General features: G+C 48.0%; 14 protein-coding genes. 4 read left to right on the plus strand and 10 right to left on the minus strand.

Annotated elements, in window-relative coordinates; genetic code table 11:
• Positions 1 to 157 precede the first annotated feature (157 nt).
• Positions 158 to 715 carry a thioredoxin family protein gene (locus QUA99_RS06165; protein ID WP_333241705.1) on the minus strand — a complete coding sequence of 186 codons (558 nt, stop codon included), beginning with the start codon at positions 713 to 715 and terminating at the stop codon, positions 158 to 160.
• Positions 716 to 849: 134 nt separating this feature from the next.
• Positions 850 to 1779 carry an agmatinase gene (speB, locus tag QUA99_RS06170; protein ID WP_333241703.1) on the minus strand — a complete coding sequence of 310 codons (930 nt, stop codon included), beginning with the start codon at positions 1777 to 1779 and terminating at the stop codon, positions 850 to 852.
• A gap of 277 nt (positions 1780 to 2056) precedes the next feature.
• Here speB and QUA99_RS06175 point away from each other — a divergent pair, with 277 nt between their 5' ends.
• Positions 2057 to 2971 (plus strand): alpha/beta fold hydrolase, encoded by a 915-nt coding sequence (locus QUA99_RS06175; protein ID WP_333241701.1) that lies wholly within the window; start codon positions 2057 to 2059, stop codon positions 2969 to 2971.
• A 157-nt stretch (positions 2972 to 3128) separates the two neighbouring features.
• Here QUA99_RS06175 and QUA99_RS06180 read toward each other — a convergent pair whose 3' ends face one another.
• Complete coding sequence (locus QUA99_RS06180) at positions 3129 to 4145, minus strand: M10 family metallopeptidase C-terminal domain-containing protein (protein WP_333241699.1); 1017 nt, start codon at positions 4143 to 4145, stop codon at positions 3129 to 3131.
• A 158-nt stretch (positions 4146 to 4303) separates the two neighbouring features.
• A complete protein-coding gene (locus tag QUA99_RS06185; RefSeq protein ID WP_333241698.1) occupies positions 4304 to 4714 on the minus strand; it encodes a hypothetical protein in 411 nt (136 codons plus the stop codon).
• 143 nt (positions 4715 to 4857) lie between these two features.
• Here QUA99_RS06185 and QUA99_RS06190 point away from each other — a divergent pair, with 143 nt between their 5' ends.
• Both QUA99_RS06190 and QUA99_RS06195 read left to right on the plus strand, forming a co-directional pair.
• Positions 4858 to 5541, plus strand: coding sequence for a response regulator transcription factor (locus QUA99_RS06190; RefSeq protein ID WP_333241696.1), 684 nt, complete (start codon positions 4858 to 4860; stop codon positions 5539 to 5541).
• Positions 5538 to 7073: an ATP-binding protein gene (locus tag QUA99_RS06195; RefSeq protein WP_333241694.1), complete on the plus strand. Its 1536-nt coding sequence runs from the start codon at positions 5538 to 5540 to the stop codon at positions 7071 to 7073. The genes QUA99_RS06190 and QUA99_RS06195 overlap by 4 nt, the downstream gene beginning before the upstream one ends.
• A 194-nt stretch (positions 7074 to 7267) precedes the next feature.
• Here QUA99_RS06195 and QUA99_RS06200 read toward each other — a convergent pair whose 3' ends face one another.
• The 3 genes from QUA99_RS06200 to QUA99_RS06210 form a co-directional block, all read right to left on the minus strand.
• Positions 7268 to 7696 carry a DUF202 domain-containing protein gene (locus tag QUA99_RS06200; protein WP_333241692.1) on the minus strand — a complete coding sequence of 143 codons (429 nt, stop codon included), beginning with the start codon at positions 7694 to 7696 and terminating at the stop codon, positions 7268 to 7270.
• Positions 7697 to 7916: 220 nt separating this feature from the next.
• Positions 7917 to 9332: an LCP family protein gene (locus QUA99_RS06205; protein ID WP_333241690.1), complete on the minus strand. Its 1416-nt coding sequence runs from the start codon at positions 9330 to 9332 to the stop codon at positions 7917 to 7919.
• A 104-nt stretch (positions 9333 to 9436) separates the two neighbouring features.
• The gene (locus tag QUA99_RS06210; protein WP_333241688.1) at positions 9437 to 9811 is read right to left on the minus strand and encodes a hypothetical protein; all 375 of its coding nucleotides are present in this window, start codon (positions 9809 to 9811) and stop codon (positions 9437 to 9439) included.
• Between the two features lie 245 nt (positions 9812 to 10056).
• On the opposite strand from QUA99_RS06210, the gene rpe reads away from it, so the two are divergent.
• Positions 10057 to 10758, plus strand: coding sequence for a ribulose-phosphate 3-epimerase (rpe, locus tag QUA99_RS06215; protein ID WP_015179568.1), 702 nt, complete (start codon positions 10057 to 10059; stop codon positions 10756 to 10758).
• 188 nt (positions 10759 to 10946) lie between these two features.
• Here rpe and QUA99_RS06220 read toward each other — a convergent pair whose 3' ends face one another.
• From QUA99_RS06220 to QUA99_RS06230, 3 genes are all read right to left on the minus strand, one after another.
• Positions 10947 to 13409 (minus strand): VIT domain-containing protein, encoded by a 2463-nt coding sequence (locus QUA99_RS06220; protein ID WP_333241686.1) that lies wholly within the window; start codon positions 13407 to 13409, stop codon positions 10947 to 10949.
• A 230-nt stretch (positions 13410 to 13639) separates the two neighbouring features.
• Positions 13640 to 18268 (minus strand): DUF4347 domain-containing protein, encoded by a 4629-nt coding sequence (locus QUA99_RS06225; RefSeq protein WP_333241684.1) that lies wholly within the window; start codon positions 18266 to 18268, stop codon positions 13640 to 13642.
• A 310-nt stretch (positions 18269 to 18578) separates the two neighbouring features.
• Positions 18579 to 19361 carry a DsbA family protein gene (locus tag QUA99_RS06230; protein ID WP_333241682.1) on the minus strand — a complete coding sequence of 261 codons (783 nt, stop codon included), beginning with the start codon at positions 19359 to 19361 and terminating at the stop codon, positions 18579 to 18581.
• Positions 19362 to 19595 lie beyond the last annotated feature (234 nt).

Consider the following 19595-nt stretch of genomic DNA (forward strand, 5'->3'; position numbering starts at 1 on the left):
ATCGTTATGGTACATTAGAACTAAACTTTTCGTGCAAATTGAGAATGTAAAACCTGACGCACCCTATCATAATGCAGTAGGGTGCGTCAGCTACTATTATTTTCGATAAAAACCAACAATCTCACAACAGACGCACCTTTCAACTAATGACTAATGACTACGATCGCCATTTGATAGAACAGCCTATAGCCTCTGTAGTTGAAGGCTCAACGGGTTGGCTGTTGAGCAATTGGTCGATCGCACTTCGCAGATAAGAAACCTGCACCGCCGCCGGATCGTCAGCGTTGTCGTCAATTAAACCTTTATAGCGCAGTTTGCCGTCTTGGTCTAACAAAAAAACCTCCGGCGTTTTAGAAGCCCCAAAACTTTCAGCCACATCTTGAGCAACATCTCGGATGTAGGGGAAATTGAGTTGATTGTTAGCCGCAAAAGTTTTCATATTCTCAAAACTATCTTCAGGATATTGATTTGCGTCATTAGCATTCATCCCGATTAAAGTAACGCCTCGATCCTGAAACTCTGCTTGAATTTCTTTCAGGCGATTTAGATAAAACTGCACGTAAGGGCAATGATTGCACATAAATATCACCGCGATCGCCCGAAATTTTTCTAAATATCGAGCTAAATGGTGAACTTCTTCGTCAACTCCCGGCAGTTCAAAATCGGGAGCGTAGCCGTTAATAGGAGTACCCGTTGTATCGATTAGTAAACTCATGTTTTCACGAGGTGAAGAGCAGTTTTGCAAGCATGAAATATGAAACTGTTAGCGCGAATAAAATTGGCTGTTTTTTGGATTTAGCTTAATTCTAGCCTTTACCAACAGCCTATGAGTGATTCGTACTTGGCGATTTATCCCTCGTCTGGCTTTAGCCAACCTTGAGCCAGAGCTTGATACCCAATCATTTTGTACGCTAATTTGGCGGCGGTAAATTCTGAGACTACAGAATCTACAACCGGTGCTAATTCCATAATGTCACACCCGATTACTTCGTAGGACTCGAAGACGCGACGCAAAAATCCGGTGAGGGAATACCAATTTAACCCGCCCGGTTCGGGTGTTCCCACTCCTGGAATTAAAGTCGGATCGATGCCGTCTAAGTCGATCGTCAAAAATACTCGCTTAGTTGTTATGCTGGCAATTGCGCGATCGGCCCAATCCGGTTGAGTAGCGATTTCCCTAGCTCGAATCACGTTTAGCTGTTTTGCTTTAATCAAGTCGGCTTCTTCTTTGCAGATAGCGCGAATCCCGATTTGCAGTGTCGGCAAGCCCATATCTACAATACGTCGCATCACGCAGGCGTGGTTGTGAATCGACCCTTCGTACTCGTGCCGCAAGTCGCCGTGGGCGTCGATTTGCACGACTGTGAAAGGTTCGTTTGGGTATGCTTGGCGATAACCTTCGACAACACCGGCAGTGATACTGTGTTCGCCTCCGAGGGAGATGACAAATTTATTTTCGGTAACTAGCTGGTGGACTGCAGCTTGGGTGACTTGCAGCATTTCTGACGATGAAACTGGTTGCCTGTTGCGCGTATCGGCGATCGGCTCTTTTGTATAAATTCCGACATCGTAGCAAACTTCGGAATCTAGTTCTTCGTCGTAGCACTCGAGTTGATGAGAAGCTTCTAGAAGTTTCGCCGGCCCGTTTTCGCACCCCCGGCGGTAAGTGGTGGTAGCTTCGTAGGGAATTGGTAAGATTACTACTTTGGCGGTGTCGTAGTCTGGTACAATTTCTGACCCCAGAAACGGTACGACAGCAGTGGAAACGATCGTTGGCATAAGGGAAATTTCAATAAGGCAAAGAAGTCAGCATCTTTAATCCTGACATAATATCGGCCCTAACTGCAAAGTAAGAAGGAAGAAGGAAGAAGGAAGAGGGAAGAAGGAAGAAGGAAGAGGGGAGAGGGAAGGAAGGCTGAGGATTTATGCTCGGGGCCATCTCCCCGTGGTTGCCTCGAATTGCGATAGGGTTTGTAGTAATGACTTGAGTCCTTTGCAGCCTTGCATTCATCTAAAATCTAAAATCTAAAATCTAAAATCTAAAATCTAAAATCCCATGACATTTTCTACTCCCACTCCGTCAACAGTTGCTGCACCTCAAACTTGGCTGTGGAAAGGCTTTCCGATTTGCTACCAGGCTGCGGGTTCCCAGGGGCCTGCGGTGGTGTTTGTCCACGGTTTTGGTGCGTCTTGGGGCCACTGGCGCAAGAATTTGCCGGCATTAGCTGCTGATTGTCGGTGTTATGCGATCGACCTCATCGGTTTTGGCGGTTCTGCTAAACCCGCGCCCAAACTTGAGATTGACTATACTTTTGAAACTTGGGGACAGCTAATTGCTGATTTTTGTCGGGAAGTTGCGGGCGGGCCGGCTTTTTTGGTGGGAAATTCGATCGGCTGCGTGGCAATTATGCAAGCTGCTGTGGATTTTCCCGATATTGCTTCTGGCGTAATTTTACTTAATTGTTCTTTGCGCTTGCTGCACGATCGCAAACGCGCCGAAATGCCTTGGTATCGCAGTATGGGAGCGCCAATTGCACAAAAAGTTTTAAATGTCAAGTGGATAAGTCAATTATTTTTTAAACAATTAGCAACGCCAAAAACAGTAAAAAAAGTGCTTTTGCAAGCTTATCGCCGTCCTGAAGCTGTCAGCGACGAACTGGTCAATATGCTGCTGGAACCTGCCAAAGACAGCGGCGCAGTCGAAGTATTTGTAGCATTTATCAGTTATTCTCAAGGCCCGCTACCGGAGGATTTGTTGCCTCGTTTGAGCTGTCCGGCTTTGATTTTGTGGGGTACGGACGACCCTTGGGAGCCGATCGCATTGGGGCGAGAATTGGCAAAGTTTCCGGCTGTTGAAAAGTTTATTCCTTTGGAGGGAGTGGGGCACTGCCCGCAAGATGAAGCGCCGGAATTGGTCAATCCTATTTTACTGGATTGGATTAAAGAGCGATCGGCGTTTGCAGAAAATTAGAAATTAGGACACGGCACTGCCGTGTCCCTACAATATTATCTTGGGTAGGGAAACGGCATTGCCGTCTCCTCGGTATCATACGGAGACGGCAGTGCCGTTTCCCTACAATATTATTTTGGGTAGGGAAACGGCATTGCCGTCTCCTCCGAAATTGATATTACACGAATATGAAACTATCAGGGGTAAATCCGCCTTGAATTACAGCTATTTGGTCAGATGTACCAGCCAAATTGATGGAGTTACCAACTATATTGTAGTTAGAAATACTCCCGCGTAACTGAATGCGATCGATTCCCTGTTGGAAATCCTGAATTAGTGCAACTCCTGTTCCCTGATAGTATGTCTTGGTCGCATCACCGAGAACAAAAATATCTCTACCCCGACCCCCAATCAGCACATCCGTATCATTGCTTCCCGGTGTAGCACTCAAGGGATTGACTCCAATCAGGGTATCACTGCCGCGCAAACCTGAGAGTGTATCGTTACCATCTCCTCCTATTAAAGAATTGTTTTGGATGTTTCCGGTAAGGACATCTACATTGGGAGTACCTGTGACGTTAACGAAATTCTCTACCGTAAAATTCAGAGTGCCGATACCGGGTAGATTGTTAACTGCCAAACTATTCTGCGACAAATCTACATTAATAGAAGCCGTGCCGCTACCTGTAGAAGCATCGATCGTATTACTCTGTCCTAAAGGAGCAATTATTTGTTCTATATTTTGCAGGGTATCTGTACCTGCTGCGCCTTTATCTACAATACCTTTCGCCTCAAGGCTAATGCCGCTGCCCAGGGAAAGATAGCTAATTGTATCCGTGCCTAATCCTCCAATTATGGTATCTGTGCCACTACTACCTAGGATGAAGTTATCTAAACTATCTCCGGTAATATTGTCGTTTCCTGCTGTGGTGCTAATACTGTTAGCTGGGGGAGGGGGTGGAGTTTGATTTTGGGGAGGTAGAGCAGAATTGGTAATTTGTGCGCCTTGATTTTGGGGAGGTGGATTGCCCGGTGCTGCCTGATTTTGGGGAGGTTGGTTGCCTGGTGCGCCTTGATTTTGAGGTGGTTGGTTGCCTGGTGTGCCTTGATTTTGGGGAGGTTGGTTGCCTGGTGCGCCTTGATTTTGGGGAGGATTGCCCGGTGCATTGATTGAATTAGGAAATAGTGCTGGCATGATGTAATTACCCGGATTAGTTTTCTAAGTTTGAATCTGTTGTCAGGCTAAAGAAATGAGTTCTCAATCGGCCTTGGATTTAGCCTCTACAATCATTAAGTTGGTTGAATATGACATTTATCCCTGTCCTAGGATTACAGTTTTGTAATCTGGAGAAATTAGCGTTTTTCCGAATTTTGAGGTAAATTACGATCGCCGGGTGGACGCGGTGGAATGCCCAGAATTTTAATCAACTCTGCTTCGGTGACTCCCAACTTTTTCGCTGCACCGGGAATATCTAAACGAGGACGGGGCGGTGGGCTCGACGGGCGATTATTTTCGCTTGGTGGTTCCGGCGGTTTGGCGGGTAGGCCCAAAGCTTCGATTAACTCGGCTTCGGTGACTCCTAATTGTTTGGCAGCAGCGGCAAAATCTATACGGGGCGGATGTCTGGGCGCTTGACTGGGTTCGGGTTGGCTCTGGGCGAGTAGAGTATTAGAATTAGCTGTAGTTTGATCGGGAAAAGTCAAGCTGCTAAATCCCAGCAGCAAGGCTGTAGCAGGTAATGCCAGCAGTGAAGCAATTTTCATGATAGTTACGATCGCCGATCCAAAAATGTTTATAGCTACATCAAACTCCCCAAACATGACCTGCAACAGTGTGGATAGATTACAGTTTTGTAATTTAAGTAAATCCACGCTCGCGGTATAATCGCAACCTAATCGGTAAATCTATGAATGTTCTATACGTTGAAGATGAAGAAAAAATCGCCAATTTTGTTTGTATCGGCTTGAAAGAACAAGGCTTTGTTGTGGATTATTGCGATAATGGCAATGATGGCTACGGGCGCGCGATGGATAATGAGTACGATGCGATCGTGCTGGATATTGTATTGCCGGGAAAAGACGGATTATCTATTCTCAAACATCTGCGAAAGGCTGGACGCAACGTACCCGTGATTTTATTAACTGCTCGCAATGAACTAGACGATCGCATTGAAGGGTTACATCTCGGTGCTGATGACTATTTGGCTAAACCGTTTTTTGTTGAGGAGTTAGTTGCTCGGATTTATGCTGTGGTGCGACGGGCTTCGGGCGGTGGGCAAAATATTCTGAGCGTTGGCCCAGTTAAGCTCGATCGCATTCTCCGAGAAGTTACTTGCGATCGCCATGCGGTAGAACTTACAAGCCGCGAGTTTAATCTGTTGGAATATTTGATGCGATCGCCCGGTAGGGTACTCACCCGCACGCAAATCCTCGAACATATCTGGGGTTATGATTTTAATCCGAATACGAATGTGGTAGATGTATGTATTCAACGCATTCGCAAGAAAATTGAACCGATCGGCGGTACAGGATGGGTTGAGAGCGTGCGGGGCGTTGGCTATCGGTTTCGCAAACCAGATTCCCCATCGTGAAACTGCAATCTTTTCGCTTTCGGATTACTCTATTATCTGCTGTTCTGGCAAGTATTGCTCTAATTGGCTTTAGTATTGTTTCGTGGTGGTTGATTTACGATGCTAAGGTCAAGCGTCTTGATGCGGAAATCAAGAATCAGTTAATCCAATCTACCCGCCCGCAATCGACCCAATGGGATGTTTATAATGATTCTTTGCCATCAGTTTTGGGCATGAATGATGGGGAAACAACCGTGGCTTTGCTGGTGACTGACAGAGATGGTAATTTGCTCTACCGATCGAGCCAGTGGCAAGATGGAATTGATGCCAATTCACTATGGCGATCGCTGCCCCAACCCCCTCCCGATCCTGCCAGAATACCTTTTCAATTAGAACCTCCCCATCCACCACCTCCCCATCCACCACCTCTCGATCGACCGGATTCATTTTCACCGAGAGAAAGAAGACCTCCGCGCGATCGACCTCCTCCATTCGATCGACCCAATTTTCCTCAAGTTTTCAAAGCTAAACTAGCAACCCAGCGTACTAGCAGGGCAGTTTGGCGTGTGGGCGCGATTCATTCTCCTCAAACTCAAATAGCGATCGCTGTTAATTTACAAGCGATCGATCGGGAAATGGCATCGATTCGCAATATCTTTCTATTTTCTATTCCCGTAGTGCTTTTACTCGTGGCCGGTGGAGCGTGGGTCATATCGCGGAGTATTCTATATCCAATTGGGCGACTCACGATGGCTATTCGCAATGTTACCGTACAAGGGCTAGATCGGCGCGTTCCTGTCGGCTCAACGGATATAGAGTTTGTAGAATTAATTTTTGTGTTCAATCAGATGTTAGAACGTTTGGAGCGAAGTTTTAAACAAGCTTCTCGTTTTAGTGGAGATGCTGCCCACGAGTTAAAGACTCCGCTGGCCATTTTGCAAGGGGAATTAGAACGGGCTTTGCATCAAGTTGAATCTGGTTCTGAGGTGCAGCAAACCCTGAGTAATTTATTGGATGAAGTGTGCCGTTTGAGTGAAATTACCCGCAAACTTCTCTTACTTTCTCTAGCCGATGCCGGACGTATGGGTTTACATTTGGTTGAGGTGAATATCTCGGCCTTGCTATTGGAATTTTCCGAAGATATGGAACTGTTAGCACCGCATTTAGATGTACAAATGGCAATTGCTCCTAATTTATATATCAAGGGCGATCGCGATTTGCTGGTGCAGGTTTTGCAAAATCTGGTTGGTAACGCGATTAAATATAATTTACCGAAGGGTTGGCTCAGGTTACAGGCTAACTGTCAGGGAAAAAGAGTAATTGTGAAAATTGTCAATAGTTCTCACGATATTTCTTTGAGGGAGCGCGATCGTATTTTTGAGCGCTTCCATCGCGGTGACTCGACTCAGATCAAAAAAATCGAAGGATCGGGATTGGGGCTAAGTTTAGCAAGGGAAATCGCACGGGCCCACGGCGGCGATATCAAACTAGATGCTGCCATACTTGGTCAAACAGGGTTTATACTGAGCTTACCTGTGGGCGATCGTGATTAATGGAACTTGAAAATTTTTAAGCCGCAACAAAGCTCAAACTTGCGATTTTAGCCAGTTTACTGGCACGATAGACCACCTCAATTCGATCGCCTTACCGATGATTTGTAACGTTTGGAAAAAATCAAGACAATTTGGGACGCCTATATGGTAGCTGAATGAAGGAAGAGGCACTTTAGCTAACCGATCTGGTTAACTTAGAATTGAGATTTTTTAGGAGTTGCAGTGGGAGCTATATTTCCGCGATCTCGCCATAGCAACAACGGAATGCTTAACGTTCCTAAAATCATTACAACTCCAGTCAGAATCCAAACTAGCACGCGATTTGGGCGATAATCACCTCGCTCAATTTGCCAGAAAACTCGATTATAACGCCATGCTGCTAAGGCAATGACCGCAATGCCAAAAACGACCATAACTAGCCCTAAAGTTTCTGAGTTGAAGAAGGGAGGGGAGGAAACTTCTTGCTGAGTTACTGTAGCTTGAAATTGACGGAGAAATAAACTGAACCTACTGATCGCAAATCCAAAACCAATTAAAGCGAGTGAAGTTCGTAACCATGCAAGAAAGGTGCGTTCATTTGCCTGATGTTCCCGCTGTCGGTCTATTTTAGCACCCTTGTTCATCAACCCTACCTTTATAAAATATCTTAAGCTTTCCCTCGTTGATTATTGTTTCAGTTCAGATTGTGGAGGGAAGTATCGGTATTGCGATCGCGATCCATCATCACCAAAAAGTATAGTATCAGTAAATCGACAAAAAAGCGATCGCCTCCATCTCTATCAACACAAAATAAGAGGACACAGCAATGCTGTGTCCCTACAAATACCCCAGTTAAAATCCAGTTTAAAAAGACTTAGCCGCACTGCCGGACTGAGCCTTTTTCTCCAACCAATCCTGACCCAATCTGATTGTCACATCCGACTGCAAAGAACCGGTACTCTCAACCAGCACATCTCCAAAACCCAAAAACTGGCGAATTGCTTGAGCACCTTTAATATCACCCTGTTGAGCTACTAGAGTAGTTACTTCCAGCGGTTCGGGCCAAGCTTTATAAACCTGAACATTCCGATAACCGGCTTGAGTCAGAGTATTGACAAAATCTTCAACAGCCGATGGATCTCCGGTACTATCTTGAATCGCCACCTTGAGAAAAGTCGCATCAGCATTCTCAATTGTCCAACTATTTTGGCCGAAGTCAAAATGTTCTGACACCATAGTTTCGATGCCACTTTGATCTGGCAACCAAAAACTCGCCTTGTAGTCCTTAGAATCGCTGAATTTGCCGGGAACCATCAACATTTGCACGCCAGCGCGATCGGTTTGAGTAGCAAAACCAGCCAAAGCTACCAATTCTTCTATACTCAAATTGGTGTCAATGTGAGACTGAATCACCGACAAAATTTTCGGTAGTCGAGACAGCAAACCTACATTTACTTCCTGTTCCACAAAAGCCCGCATCAACAATTGCTGGCGCTGCACCCGCCCGATATCGCCCAAATCGTCGTGCCGGTAAAGCAAATAATGCACGATTTGTTCGCCGTTGAGTTTCTGCTTGCCAGCCTTTAAATCTATATATAAATGCTGGCTTTCATCGGTATACTTCATGTCTTTAGGGACATTAATAGTAATGCCACCAAGTGCATCCACCAAACTTTTGATGCCTTGAATATTGACTGTGACATAGCGGTCAATTCCCACCCCGCCCAAGAGTCCGCTGACTGCCTTTGCTGACGAAGCCGGGCCCCCGTAGTAATTAGCTTCGTTTATTTTCACCTCGCCCCTACCTTCAACATAGGTGCGGGTGTCACGCGGAATCGAAAGCACGCTTAACTTTTTATTTTGAGGGTCAAACCTAACCAACAGCATGGTATCGGTTAACCCCTTGAAAGAATTTTGCCAGACCTCGTATCCCAGCTCCTTATCGGGATGGCCGTCGAGGTCTGAGCTGAGAACTTTAAGTCCTAAAACTAAAATATTAACTGGGCGAGTCAGCTCCGGCATCTTCATGTTGAGCTTTGCCATGTCGCCTTGAGAAAACACAGCCGCTTCTTCAGGGCTCAACTTTTGTTGCTGAAGCGGCGTTGTAGAAAGGGAGACGGCTAGCAACGCTCCGGCTGTGGCTGAGAGCATGGCTACTCCAGCCAAACCAAAACCAAAACCCAGCCAGCGGCCTCGATGGGGCTGGGAAGCTTTTTTGGTTGAAGGTTGGGCAGTTGATTGTTGGATAGGGTCTTGATTAGGAATTTTTTGAGCTGGCACTGGCTTCCTCACACACAACAAAAATAAAAAAGATAATGGCAATATGTAGTATCAAGCTGAAGACGCAATCAATCAATAGGGTAGGGGCTTACAATAACCCTAAATTATGATAAATGTTTGCCTACTACTTGCTCGGCTACGCGACTCATTCCTGGCAACCATAGCGGTTGACGCTTCCAGAGGCGAACCATCAGTCCCAGAGCAACGATGAAATAGCTGGTTGTTAGCAGGCTACTCATTAATAACATGGGAAGTGTCGGAGATTCCGCAGAAATCGCTCCAGCTTCTAAAAGAATATGTCCTAAGAGCCAACTAAAAGCAAGGGCAATTGCCAAGCGGCTGACGGCTTTGCGTTCGGGGCTGCCCTGACGGCGGTAAAGAGTCCACAGGGCGGGGAAAAAGCCGATGACTGGGATCATTAATACAAACAGACTTGCACGATCGAGTTCAGGATTTTCTAAGGGCTCTGTATTTTTCATAATTCGCTACCCAAAATTTGCAGGAGGTGAGATTTTGCACAAAAGTTATTTGTGAGAGGGAAAATTTATATCCTAAACCAAAATTTCTTTCTTCAGGGCTGGTGCGATCGCCAAATTTGTCTGTCAGAGACCAAATTTTTCTGCCCTCCCAATCTCGCGACCGATCGCTGGCAACTTTTCGGCCCGGAGACCTGTATTTTGATAAACTGGATACAGCACAGCAGACAGGAGAACAGACGAAGGCCATGACCCAATCCCAAAAATCAATCGTTATTGCTCCATCCATATTATCAGCCGATTTTAGCCGTCTCGGAGAAGAGATTCAGGCTGTCGATCGAGCTGGGGCTGACTGGATTCACGTAGATGTGATGGACGGTCGCTTTGTTCCTAATATTACTATCGGGCCGCTGATTGTTGAGGCAATTCGCCCCGTTACTACCAAGGTGATCGATGTCCACTTGATGATTGTGGAGCCCGAGAAGTACGTCGAAGACTTCGCGAAGGCTGGTGCTGACATTATTTCGGTTCACGCCGAGCATAATGCTTCGCCTCACTTGCACCGCACCCTCGGCCAAATTCGGGAATTGGGCAAAATGGCTGGTGTGGTTCTGAATCCTTCGACGCCTTTGGAGTTGATCGAGTACGTGCTGGAACTTTGCGATTTGGTGCTGATTATGAGCGTCAATCCGGGCTTTGGCGGTCAAAGTTTTATCCCGGCTGTTTTGCCGAAAATTCGCCAGTTGCGTAAAATGTGCGACGACAAGGGCCTCGATCCTTGGATTGAGGTGGATGGCGGTTTGAAGGGGAACAATACTTGGCAGGTGCTGGAAGCGGGCGCAAATGCGATCGTCGCTGGTTCTGCTGTGTTTAAGGCGAATGATTACGCAGCGGCGATCGAGGGTATCCGCCACAGCAAGCGTCCGACTCCCGAGTTGGCTGCTGTTTAGTTGAAAATGCGATCGTGTCCGTCAAGTTATACCAATTCCGGTTGTATCGGAATTAATATTACCCGAAATCAGGACACGGCCCCGTGCCGTGTCCCTACAATTAATCTGGCGTAGAAATCAAGAAACGGCTTGGCTTAAGTCCCTACAATATTATTTTGGGTAGGGACACGGCATTGCCGTCTCCTCTATCATTCCGGTGCAACCGGAATTGATCGCACCCGCAACGTCAGGCGCACTGTATCCCCAATAAAGTGAGGAATGCGCCAGCTAAAGAGGCATTTTTTGATAGTTTTCAGCAACTCCACATCCGCCAAAGTCGAAGCATCAGCATCCACAACTATGCGGCTGGCGCGCACTTTAGTGAAGACAATTTCTAACACCAATTCGCCATTGATACCGGGGGGAACAGTCAGAGTTGCCAAGTGTTCGTTTAAACTATCGATCGCCACTTCATCCAACCCCGTCGCGCTAACGACTTCTACAGGTGATGTGCTGCGCGCGCGTCGCTTTGACGGTGCGGGGGCGCTAGCCCTCGCTGGTGCGGACAATCGATAAATCGGATTCTGGTTGCTGCTAATTGAAATACCGCGTTCTAGTTCTAGTTCTTGTTCCATCCAGGCGGACAATCGATAAATCCGATTCTGGTTGCTGCTAATTGAAATACCGCGTTCTAATTCTTGTTCTTGTTCCATCCAGTCTGTGCAGCCATTATCTATATAGTTTGTGCCGCCAAATACGCCCTCATATTCCACCGCCTCTGGCATTTCTACCGGCACATTCATCGCGATCGATTCCGTACCCGGTTCGACGCGCACATCATCGCTGACAGCCACAAAAGCCGTGTACTGCGACAGAAGCTGATAGGTTAGCGCCGTTTCTGTCACCGTTTCCACCCCCACCTTGGTTTCGTACTGCACCATCTGATTCATCAAATCTTTGATGCGGTGCCGCCCCCAAAGCTGGGCAACTGCCGGATTTCCTGGATCTGTAAAGTTCATTTCGTAGGTTTGGACGTACTGGTTTCCGCCTGCACTAACCCCTTTAATATGAAGCGTTCCACCTTCGCGATCGCCCTTTTTTCCAAAGAGAACCAGCGGTTGTTCGGCAAATAAATCCGGCGCAACTGAGGGATAAATTACCGGATTTTCGCCCTCTCCCTGCCAAGTAATTTCCAGATTTACCAACACCGGATTGTTGATTTGCCGGAAGAACTTTTCGACAAATTCGTTAACTGGTTCGTCATGCCGGACAATCCGCGAGATTCCCCGCCCGATTTCCGCAATGCGATCGAGCAAAAAGCGATTGACGGAACTCCCCGCACCGAAACTGTACAGCCGATTCCCCGATTTGAGATGTTGCTGCACTTCGGCGAGAACTTGGTTTTCGTTGCCGATGTAACCGTCGCTGAGAAATACTACAGTTCGCAAGCGCCCGGATGGTGCGGGAAAATCGATCGCCGCCCGAATCCCGCCCAACATTTCCGTACTATTGTCAGCGCGGAGTTTGTTGATATATTCGATCGCCTTTTGTCGATTTTCTGCTGTATTCGGTAGCGGTTGTTTTGACAGTTGTCGCACTTTGTCGGAAAAATCCAGAATCGAGAAAGTATCCGCTGGATTCAATCCGTTAATAAATTGCCGCAACAATTCCTGACATTGCTGCAAAGGCGCACCGGATTGCGAACCGGAAGTATCGACTAAAAATACGACATCTTTCGGCACAATTTCATCAGTTTTGTACTCGATCGCCGGAATCAAGTAAACTGCAAAATGCCCGCCGCGATCGTCCGCTTGAGTTAATACCGTCGATTGAGTTTCTCGACCCGCAATTTGATAGCGAACAATCAAATCTTTGTTGGGAATTGTATCTTGATTCCCCAATTTAACGCGCACCCTCAGCCCATTTTTCTGCTCGCTTGCTAAGGAAGTTTGGGGAGAGTCGAAATATTCAATTTGCAGTTTGTGGGATGGGGAATTGACGTTACGAATCGGTACGCCAGCCTCAATTTCCAGCGTGACGCCGATATCGTGTCCCGATCGCATTCCCAGCGGCAAAATCGGGGCATTCAGGCGCGACGCATCGGGGACGATATCGGTAGACGAATTGACTGTCATTGGGGCTGGGGCGCTACCGCTGGCTGCCGTTTCATCGATCGGCGTACCGGGAATATATCGCGGCCCGACAACCATCGGAAAGACGAATTCATAATCGCCCGCTAGAAATTTCAAGCTGTCGGTATAGCGAATCGTGACATCAATTTCTTCACCGGGTTTGATGTTGGCAAGGGACTGGGTGAAAATATTATCTCGCTCTTGTTCCAGCAAACCTGCAGTCCGCCCTTCTTGTTTGGCTTTTTCGTAAATTTGTTGGGCTTCTTCGCGTTTTTTGATACTGCCTTTAATAGTGCGATCGCCAATTTTAATTTCCATCTCATCTACCGCTGCTTCCGCAGGTAGCGGGAAAATATAGACAGCTTCCAGCGGCTTAGTAAAAGGATTTTCAAATTTTTGGGAGACTTCAACCCGCGAGAGATTTCCGGCTATTTTGGCTGTGACTTCTGTATGTTTGAGGGGAAAAACGAGTTGTTCTCCCTCCGGGGAACGCACGTATAATCCACTGGTTCGATCGGTTGGAGATGTCAAGGACTGCATGGGATTCGCCCTCCATTGTTGACAGTTGACAGTTGACTGCTACGGAATCACAACGCACATCGTCTCGATTGCCTTTATCCTAACAATTTCAATCGGGTTTCAGCTTTTTTGCGATGTGTAATATCATGTCCAGTCGATCGATCGCAATAAGTAAGGTTCGTAGTGCGGACTGAAGTCCGCACTACGAACCGTAAAAGCCCCGGTATTCCCCTGTCCCTACGGGTATCGATTTAGACCGCTACAAAATCGGTAACATTAATCAGCCCTGTTGACACATTGCTGAGAGTTGCTAACAGTTGACCGGAACTGGTAACTCGGATCGAAGTAGAATTATTTTCTAAAGTAATGCTCAGTTGCGAAAAACTTAAACCGCCTGTCAAGCCGATCGCATCGCGACCATCTTGAAAGTCTAAAATAGTCTCGCGGTCGAAGTCGATACCTAAGATAAATCGATCGTTCCCAGTACCTCCAATCAAAGTATCATTCCCCTCATCTCCAAATAACCAATCGTCCCCAGCACTACCCAGTAAACTGTCTTCATCCTTGCCGCCATAAAGAGTATCGTTTCCAGCATCACCGCTGACGGTATCTTGACCTTCATTGCCAAACAACAAATCGTTGCCCAAACCACCACACATCTGGTCTTGACCGCCAGCGGAGCCGATCGCGAGAGGGCTGCCAATATCCCCGTACATAGTATCTTCTCCGTCGCCACCACAGAGAGTATCGCTGCCCTCATCCCCAAACAGCACGTCGTTGCCCAAATCTCCTAGGGCCAAATCATCGCCCTTGCCGCCGCGCACTGTATCGTTTCCATTACCGCCAGAAAGGGAATCTTCGGCTTCTTGCCCGTTGAGGTAATCATCGCCACTGAGGCCAAATAGCAAATCGCGACCTGTAGAATCGATGTCTAAAGGGTTAAGAGTACCACCGTATAATGTGTCGTTACCCTCATCGCCAATTAAAGTATCGCTCTGTTTGTCTCCAAAGATTATGTCGTCATCTTTGCCGCCGTAAGCAACATCTTCGTTCTCGCCCCCAAAAATTAAATCATCTTTAGCACCCCCGTTGAGGTAATCATCGCCCTCATTGCCAAACAGCACGTCGCTATCTTTGGCAGAGGGAAGAATGGTTGTATTTCCTCGATCGATGCCGAGGAAAGATCCGCCATAAATATTGTCATTACCGGTGAAGCCAACCTCCAAGTCGTTACCATTTAAGCCGTTGAGATTGTCATTGGTAATCGAACCCTCCAGAATGTCGTCGCTTTCTGTACCGTTGGTGGTGCTATTTGTTTGGTTGGGGCCGCGAATAGCAGTCTGGCTGGGAAAGGTTATCTGCTTGCAAATGCAATCTTCGTCTTGAGTTTCCGTTGGAGTCGGAGTCGGAGTCGGAGTTTCCGTTGGAGTTGGAGTCGGAGTCGGAGTCGGAGTTTCCGTTGGAGTTGGAGTCGGAGTCGGCGTTGGAGTCGGAGTCGGAGTTTCCGTTGGCGTCGGAATTGGAGTCGGAGTTGGCGTTGGAGTTGGAGTCGGAGTCGGAGTCGGAGTTTCCGTTGGAGTTGGCGTTGGAGTTGGAGTCGGAGTCGGAGTTTCCGTTGGAGTTGGCGTTGGAGTCGGAGTCGGAGTTTCCGTTGGAGTCGGAGTCGGAGTCGGAGTCGGAGTTTCCGTTGGAGTTGGAGTCGGAGTCGGAGTTTCCGTTGGAGTCGGAGTCGGAGTTTCCGTTGGAGTTGGCGTCGGAGTCGGAGTCGGAGTTTCCGTTGGAGTCGGAGTCGGAGTCGGAGTCGGAGTTTCCGTTGGAGTTGGAGTCGGTATCGGAGTTGGAGTTGGAGTCGGAGTTTCCGTTGGAGTCGGAGTCGGAGTCGGAGTTGGAGTCGGTATCGGAGTTGGAGTCGGAGTCGGAGTCGGAGTTGGAGTCGGTATCGGAGTTGGAGTCGGAGTCGGAGTCGGAGTTGGCGTCGGCGTTGGCGTCGGTGTTGGCGTCGGAGTTGGTGACTCCAAGTCGTCATTTACGATCGTACCTATGCCCGTCGCTTTAGCAATAGTCGCATTGACAGCGGTGCTAAGGTTGACGTTAAATGTTTCGTCAGTTTCAAACTTAGAATCGCCGTTGACAGCAACAGTAATGGTTGTTGTCGTTTCCCCGGCATTGAAGGTGACGCTGCCTGCGGCCGCCGCGTAATCGCTATCAGCAGTAGTAGCAGTACCGTCTAACGTGGCGTAATTGACGGTGACGGGCAAGCTAGAAGCTGCTGAGAGAGTGGCAGTAAAGGTGGCGCTAGCAGTGCCGGTATTTCCTTCGGTAACAACTACATCACCGATCGAGATACTAGGAGTATCATCATTGACGATCGTAGCAGTTGCGGTGCTGGTGGTTACAGTCGAACTTTCCGGCGCTGCGGTCAAATTTGGGTTGCTGAGGGTGACGGTAATTGTCTCGTCAGGTTCAACCGCAGTTTCGCCCAAGACATCCACAGCAATAGTTTTAGTTGTTTCGTTGGCGGCAAAGGCGATCGTCCCTGTGGCGGTAGTCGCCCCCGCAGCATTGATATTATTGTAGTCTGCGCCGTCGATCGCGGTGCCGGCGATCGCATAATCTACTGTACTCGCTACCCCCGTGCCGCCGCTGCGAGTGACGGTGAAAGTGACGGGTTGAGTGCCGGAGTTGCCTTCAATTAAGGAACCTGTCGCTGGATTTGTGAGTGCGATCGCATAAGCAATCGAGTCATTGGCTGCAATAGTCACTGTAGCATTGCTGCTGGCCGGTGCGATCGCATAATTCCCATTTCCCAAATTCAATCGCAGCGTTTCTGCAACCTCCGGTATTGCGTCATCAACCGGAGTCAGAATCACATCCACAAAGCTTTGCCCGTTGGCAATAGTGACGGGAAAGGTAGTGCTGAGGTTGTAGTCAGCAGCAACGGCGGTGCTACTGCCATCAATGGCGAGATTCACCGTCAAATTACCGACTGTGCTATCACTGCGGGTGATGCGGAAAGTGCCTGGATCAATAGGAGTCTCAGAGGCTGAATTATCCGGCGCGGTGATGCTGACAATCTGCTGTACTTCAACAGCGCCGATGTCAACAGCACTGCCAGAAGGCCGAGTTAAGCCGCGCTGATCCGTAGCGATCGCGCTATTACCCCTATCAAGAGCCGGACTGCCAGGCAGTAAGAGGTGCGTCAGCGTGGGGCCGCCGTTATTTGCCAGTGCTGCTAGTCCAGGAGTTAAGTTAACGATGTCGCTGCCAGTCCCAAGCGTACCCGTGTTGCCCGTCAGGCTGCCGATCAGATTGTTGTTATTCCCGGTGATGTTGCCTGAAACGTCGGGGTGTATGGTTCCTGCGGCTGGAGAGGCATCAAAGTTACCGGCGATGATGGTATTTATGAGAGAGTTCGTGGCAGCACTGCTGAATATTCCACCCCCGTTGTCATTTGCGCCATTGCTGGCATCAGAGTCAGCGGTGTTATTGGTGATGGTGCTATTCGTGATGGTTGCCGTACCAAGCGACAAGATAGCACCACCTCTTGCTATGGCAGTGTTGCCAGAGAGAGTGGTATTGGTGAGGTTAAGAGTGCCACTGCTGTAGATTGCGCCGCCTCCCCAAAAAGGGTCAGCAGCGTCGTTGGCTTTGTTACCTGAGAAAGTGCTGCCAGTGATAGTTAGCGTACCTTCGTTGTAAATGCCGCCGCCACCTTGGCTTGTCACCTCGTTGTTGGTGATGCTGCTATTAGTAATGGTCAGTTGGTTCTGGTTTCTGATCCCGGCACCGCCGAACCCAGTCGCCCTATTATTGTCGAAAATACTGCTGTCAATTGTCCCCGGAGCATTATTGAATATCGCCCCGCCACCGCCCGCCGTATTCAGGGAATTGAAGGTGCTGCCAGTAACGGTCATTTGAGTCCCGCTATTGTGGATGGCACCGCCTGCGTTGGCTTGGTTGTTTTGAAAAGTACAGTTGGCGACTGTCAAAGTGCCTTCGTTGAAGATGCCGCCGCCACTGCCACCGGGGATGTTTCCCCCTGAGATAGTCGCGCCGGAGATGCTGAAGGTATTGCCACTAACGACGTGAAACACCCGATCGTTCAAACCTGCCACTGTGTTGATAGTTGTGGTGGCTGCGCCTGCACCCGTAATAGTGAGGTTTTTGGTAATGTCGAGGTCGCCAGTCGCGCCCAAGTCTTCATTCGCACCAGCAATAGTCAGCGTGAAAGTACCCGCTGGCAGATTGATGGTGTCGCCTGTCGCAGAGTAACGAATCGCTTCCCGCAGAGAGATGCCAGCACCTCCGCCCAAAATGCCGTTATCTTCATCGATGGTAGTGGTGACGTTGATGGTAGCTAAAACACGATCGTAACTTGCGATCGCCTCTTGGGTGAATGCCAAAGGTGTCTCAATCGAACCAATTGTTACTTCTAAATCCCAGTCGCCGCCTAATGCAGCACTTCCTGTCAGGTTTTTGGAAGCGGCGATGTCTGCACCTGTGAGTTGATTGAGGCGTTGCAAAAACGATCGCCCCGCTATCGGTGGGGCGAGTTCTGCCGCCACGTTGCAACCGTACAGGAGGATATCGGCGTTAGGGGCTAAGGCCTTTTTCCACTGCCCGAGTCGATCGCCATATTCGTCTAGGTTGTCAGAATTTAGCTGAATTGACCCCAGTTGCAAATTTCCAGGCCCGCCGTGAGAAACAATATGAACGGCGGAAATATCCGTGTAGCTAGCTAATAACTCTGTAATTTGCTCGACTCCATCCCCTGCCCGATCGAGTATAAATATCTCTTTCCTTGGTTCGGCGCTTGGTACAAGGCTTTGATAATCTTCAACGGTTGGGTCAATGACAACTATTTGCCTAATTTTTTGCATGATAAATTTTCCTCGTAGATGCAAGGGAAATGGAGCTTAAAACCGGCGATCCTCTTGCCAAAAGAATTCAAATTAGTATTGACAAACAATCATTTGAATCCACTAGCTAGGTTTGGGAAAGCTTGTAAAAGGCAAGATATAATACTTAAGTCATAAGCAGCTTAGAGTCTTACTAAGACAACACAAGGAGCAAATTTGTTCCCTATCGTAAAAATTAGTCAGTAAATATAGCGATCTACCAGATAGCGCATTCGAGCCCCGACTTCTTTAAGAAATCGGGGCTCTGTTCTGTTTGTTCAGGCGGGCTTACTTATTTGGAGATACTAGCGAGAATGCTTTCCATCTCAGAAAGCTCGACCGCCCCGGAGAAAGTTTGACCGTTCATAATAAAGAAGGGAGTCCCTTGAATGCCCAGTTGTTGAGCGAGTTGCACGTCTTTGGCAATCGCGGCTTCAGCAGCGGGGCTGTTGCGATCGGTGTTGAATTTATCTAATTTTAGATTGAGCTTTTGGGCGATCGATCCGTACAATGGTTCGCCTAAATCTTTCTGCCCTTCAAACAAAGCGCTGTAATATTCCCAGAATTTGCCCTGCTGCTGCGCTGCCCAAGCTGCTTTAGCTGCTGGCAGTGCTTGAGGGTGAATTGAAGTCAAGGGAAAATGCTTGTAAGCTAAAGTAACTTTGTCCTGGTGTTTTGCCATAAACTGCTTGACAGTATCGTGAGCGCGCGCGCAAAACGGACATTGAAAGTCAGAGAATTCTAAAAGTACAATCTGCTGCGAAGCTGAACCCGTACTGGGAGAATCCCCGATCGCAGATTTGGGATTAGTTTTCATCTGCTGCAAAAATGATTCCTGCGCTGCTTTGAGAGACTGCTGCTGCTGTTGCTGGTACGCTTGTACCGAATCTAAAATTGCTTGCGGGTTTTCGCGGATAATCTGCAAGACTTGTTCTTTCAACTTGGGATCGACTGAATTGCCAGCCGCTGACTGGGCGGGGGAACAACCGATAAATACCAGGCAACCTGCCAGGAGTGCTGCTAAGCAGAAGGCTTGCTGGCTGCGGAGTTTTCGCCAAATAGTGGATACGTTCATCTTTTTTTCTCATTCACGGCAACACTTAATCGTACATTTAATTTTGCGGAGTGTCAGGTATACCGCAGTTTACTGTTGTGCAGCTATTTTTAGCTTTGAGCAATAATTAGTAATTCGTAATCGGTAATTGGCAAGGTTTTTTACTTGCCCGAACAGCTAAGCTGAGACGCAGCTAGATTGTATAATATAAAAAAATAAGCAATCATTAGTTATAGTGTATGCCAGCCAAAAACC

The sequence above is a fragment of the Microcoleus sp. F10-B2 genome (genome assembly GCF_036704965.1).
GTDB lineage: Bacteria > Cyanobacteriota > Cyanobacteriia > Cyanobacteriales > Microcoleaceae > Microcoleus.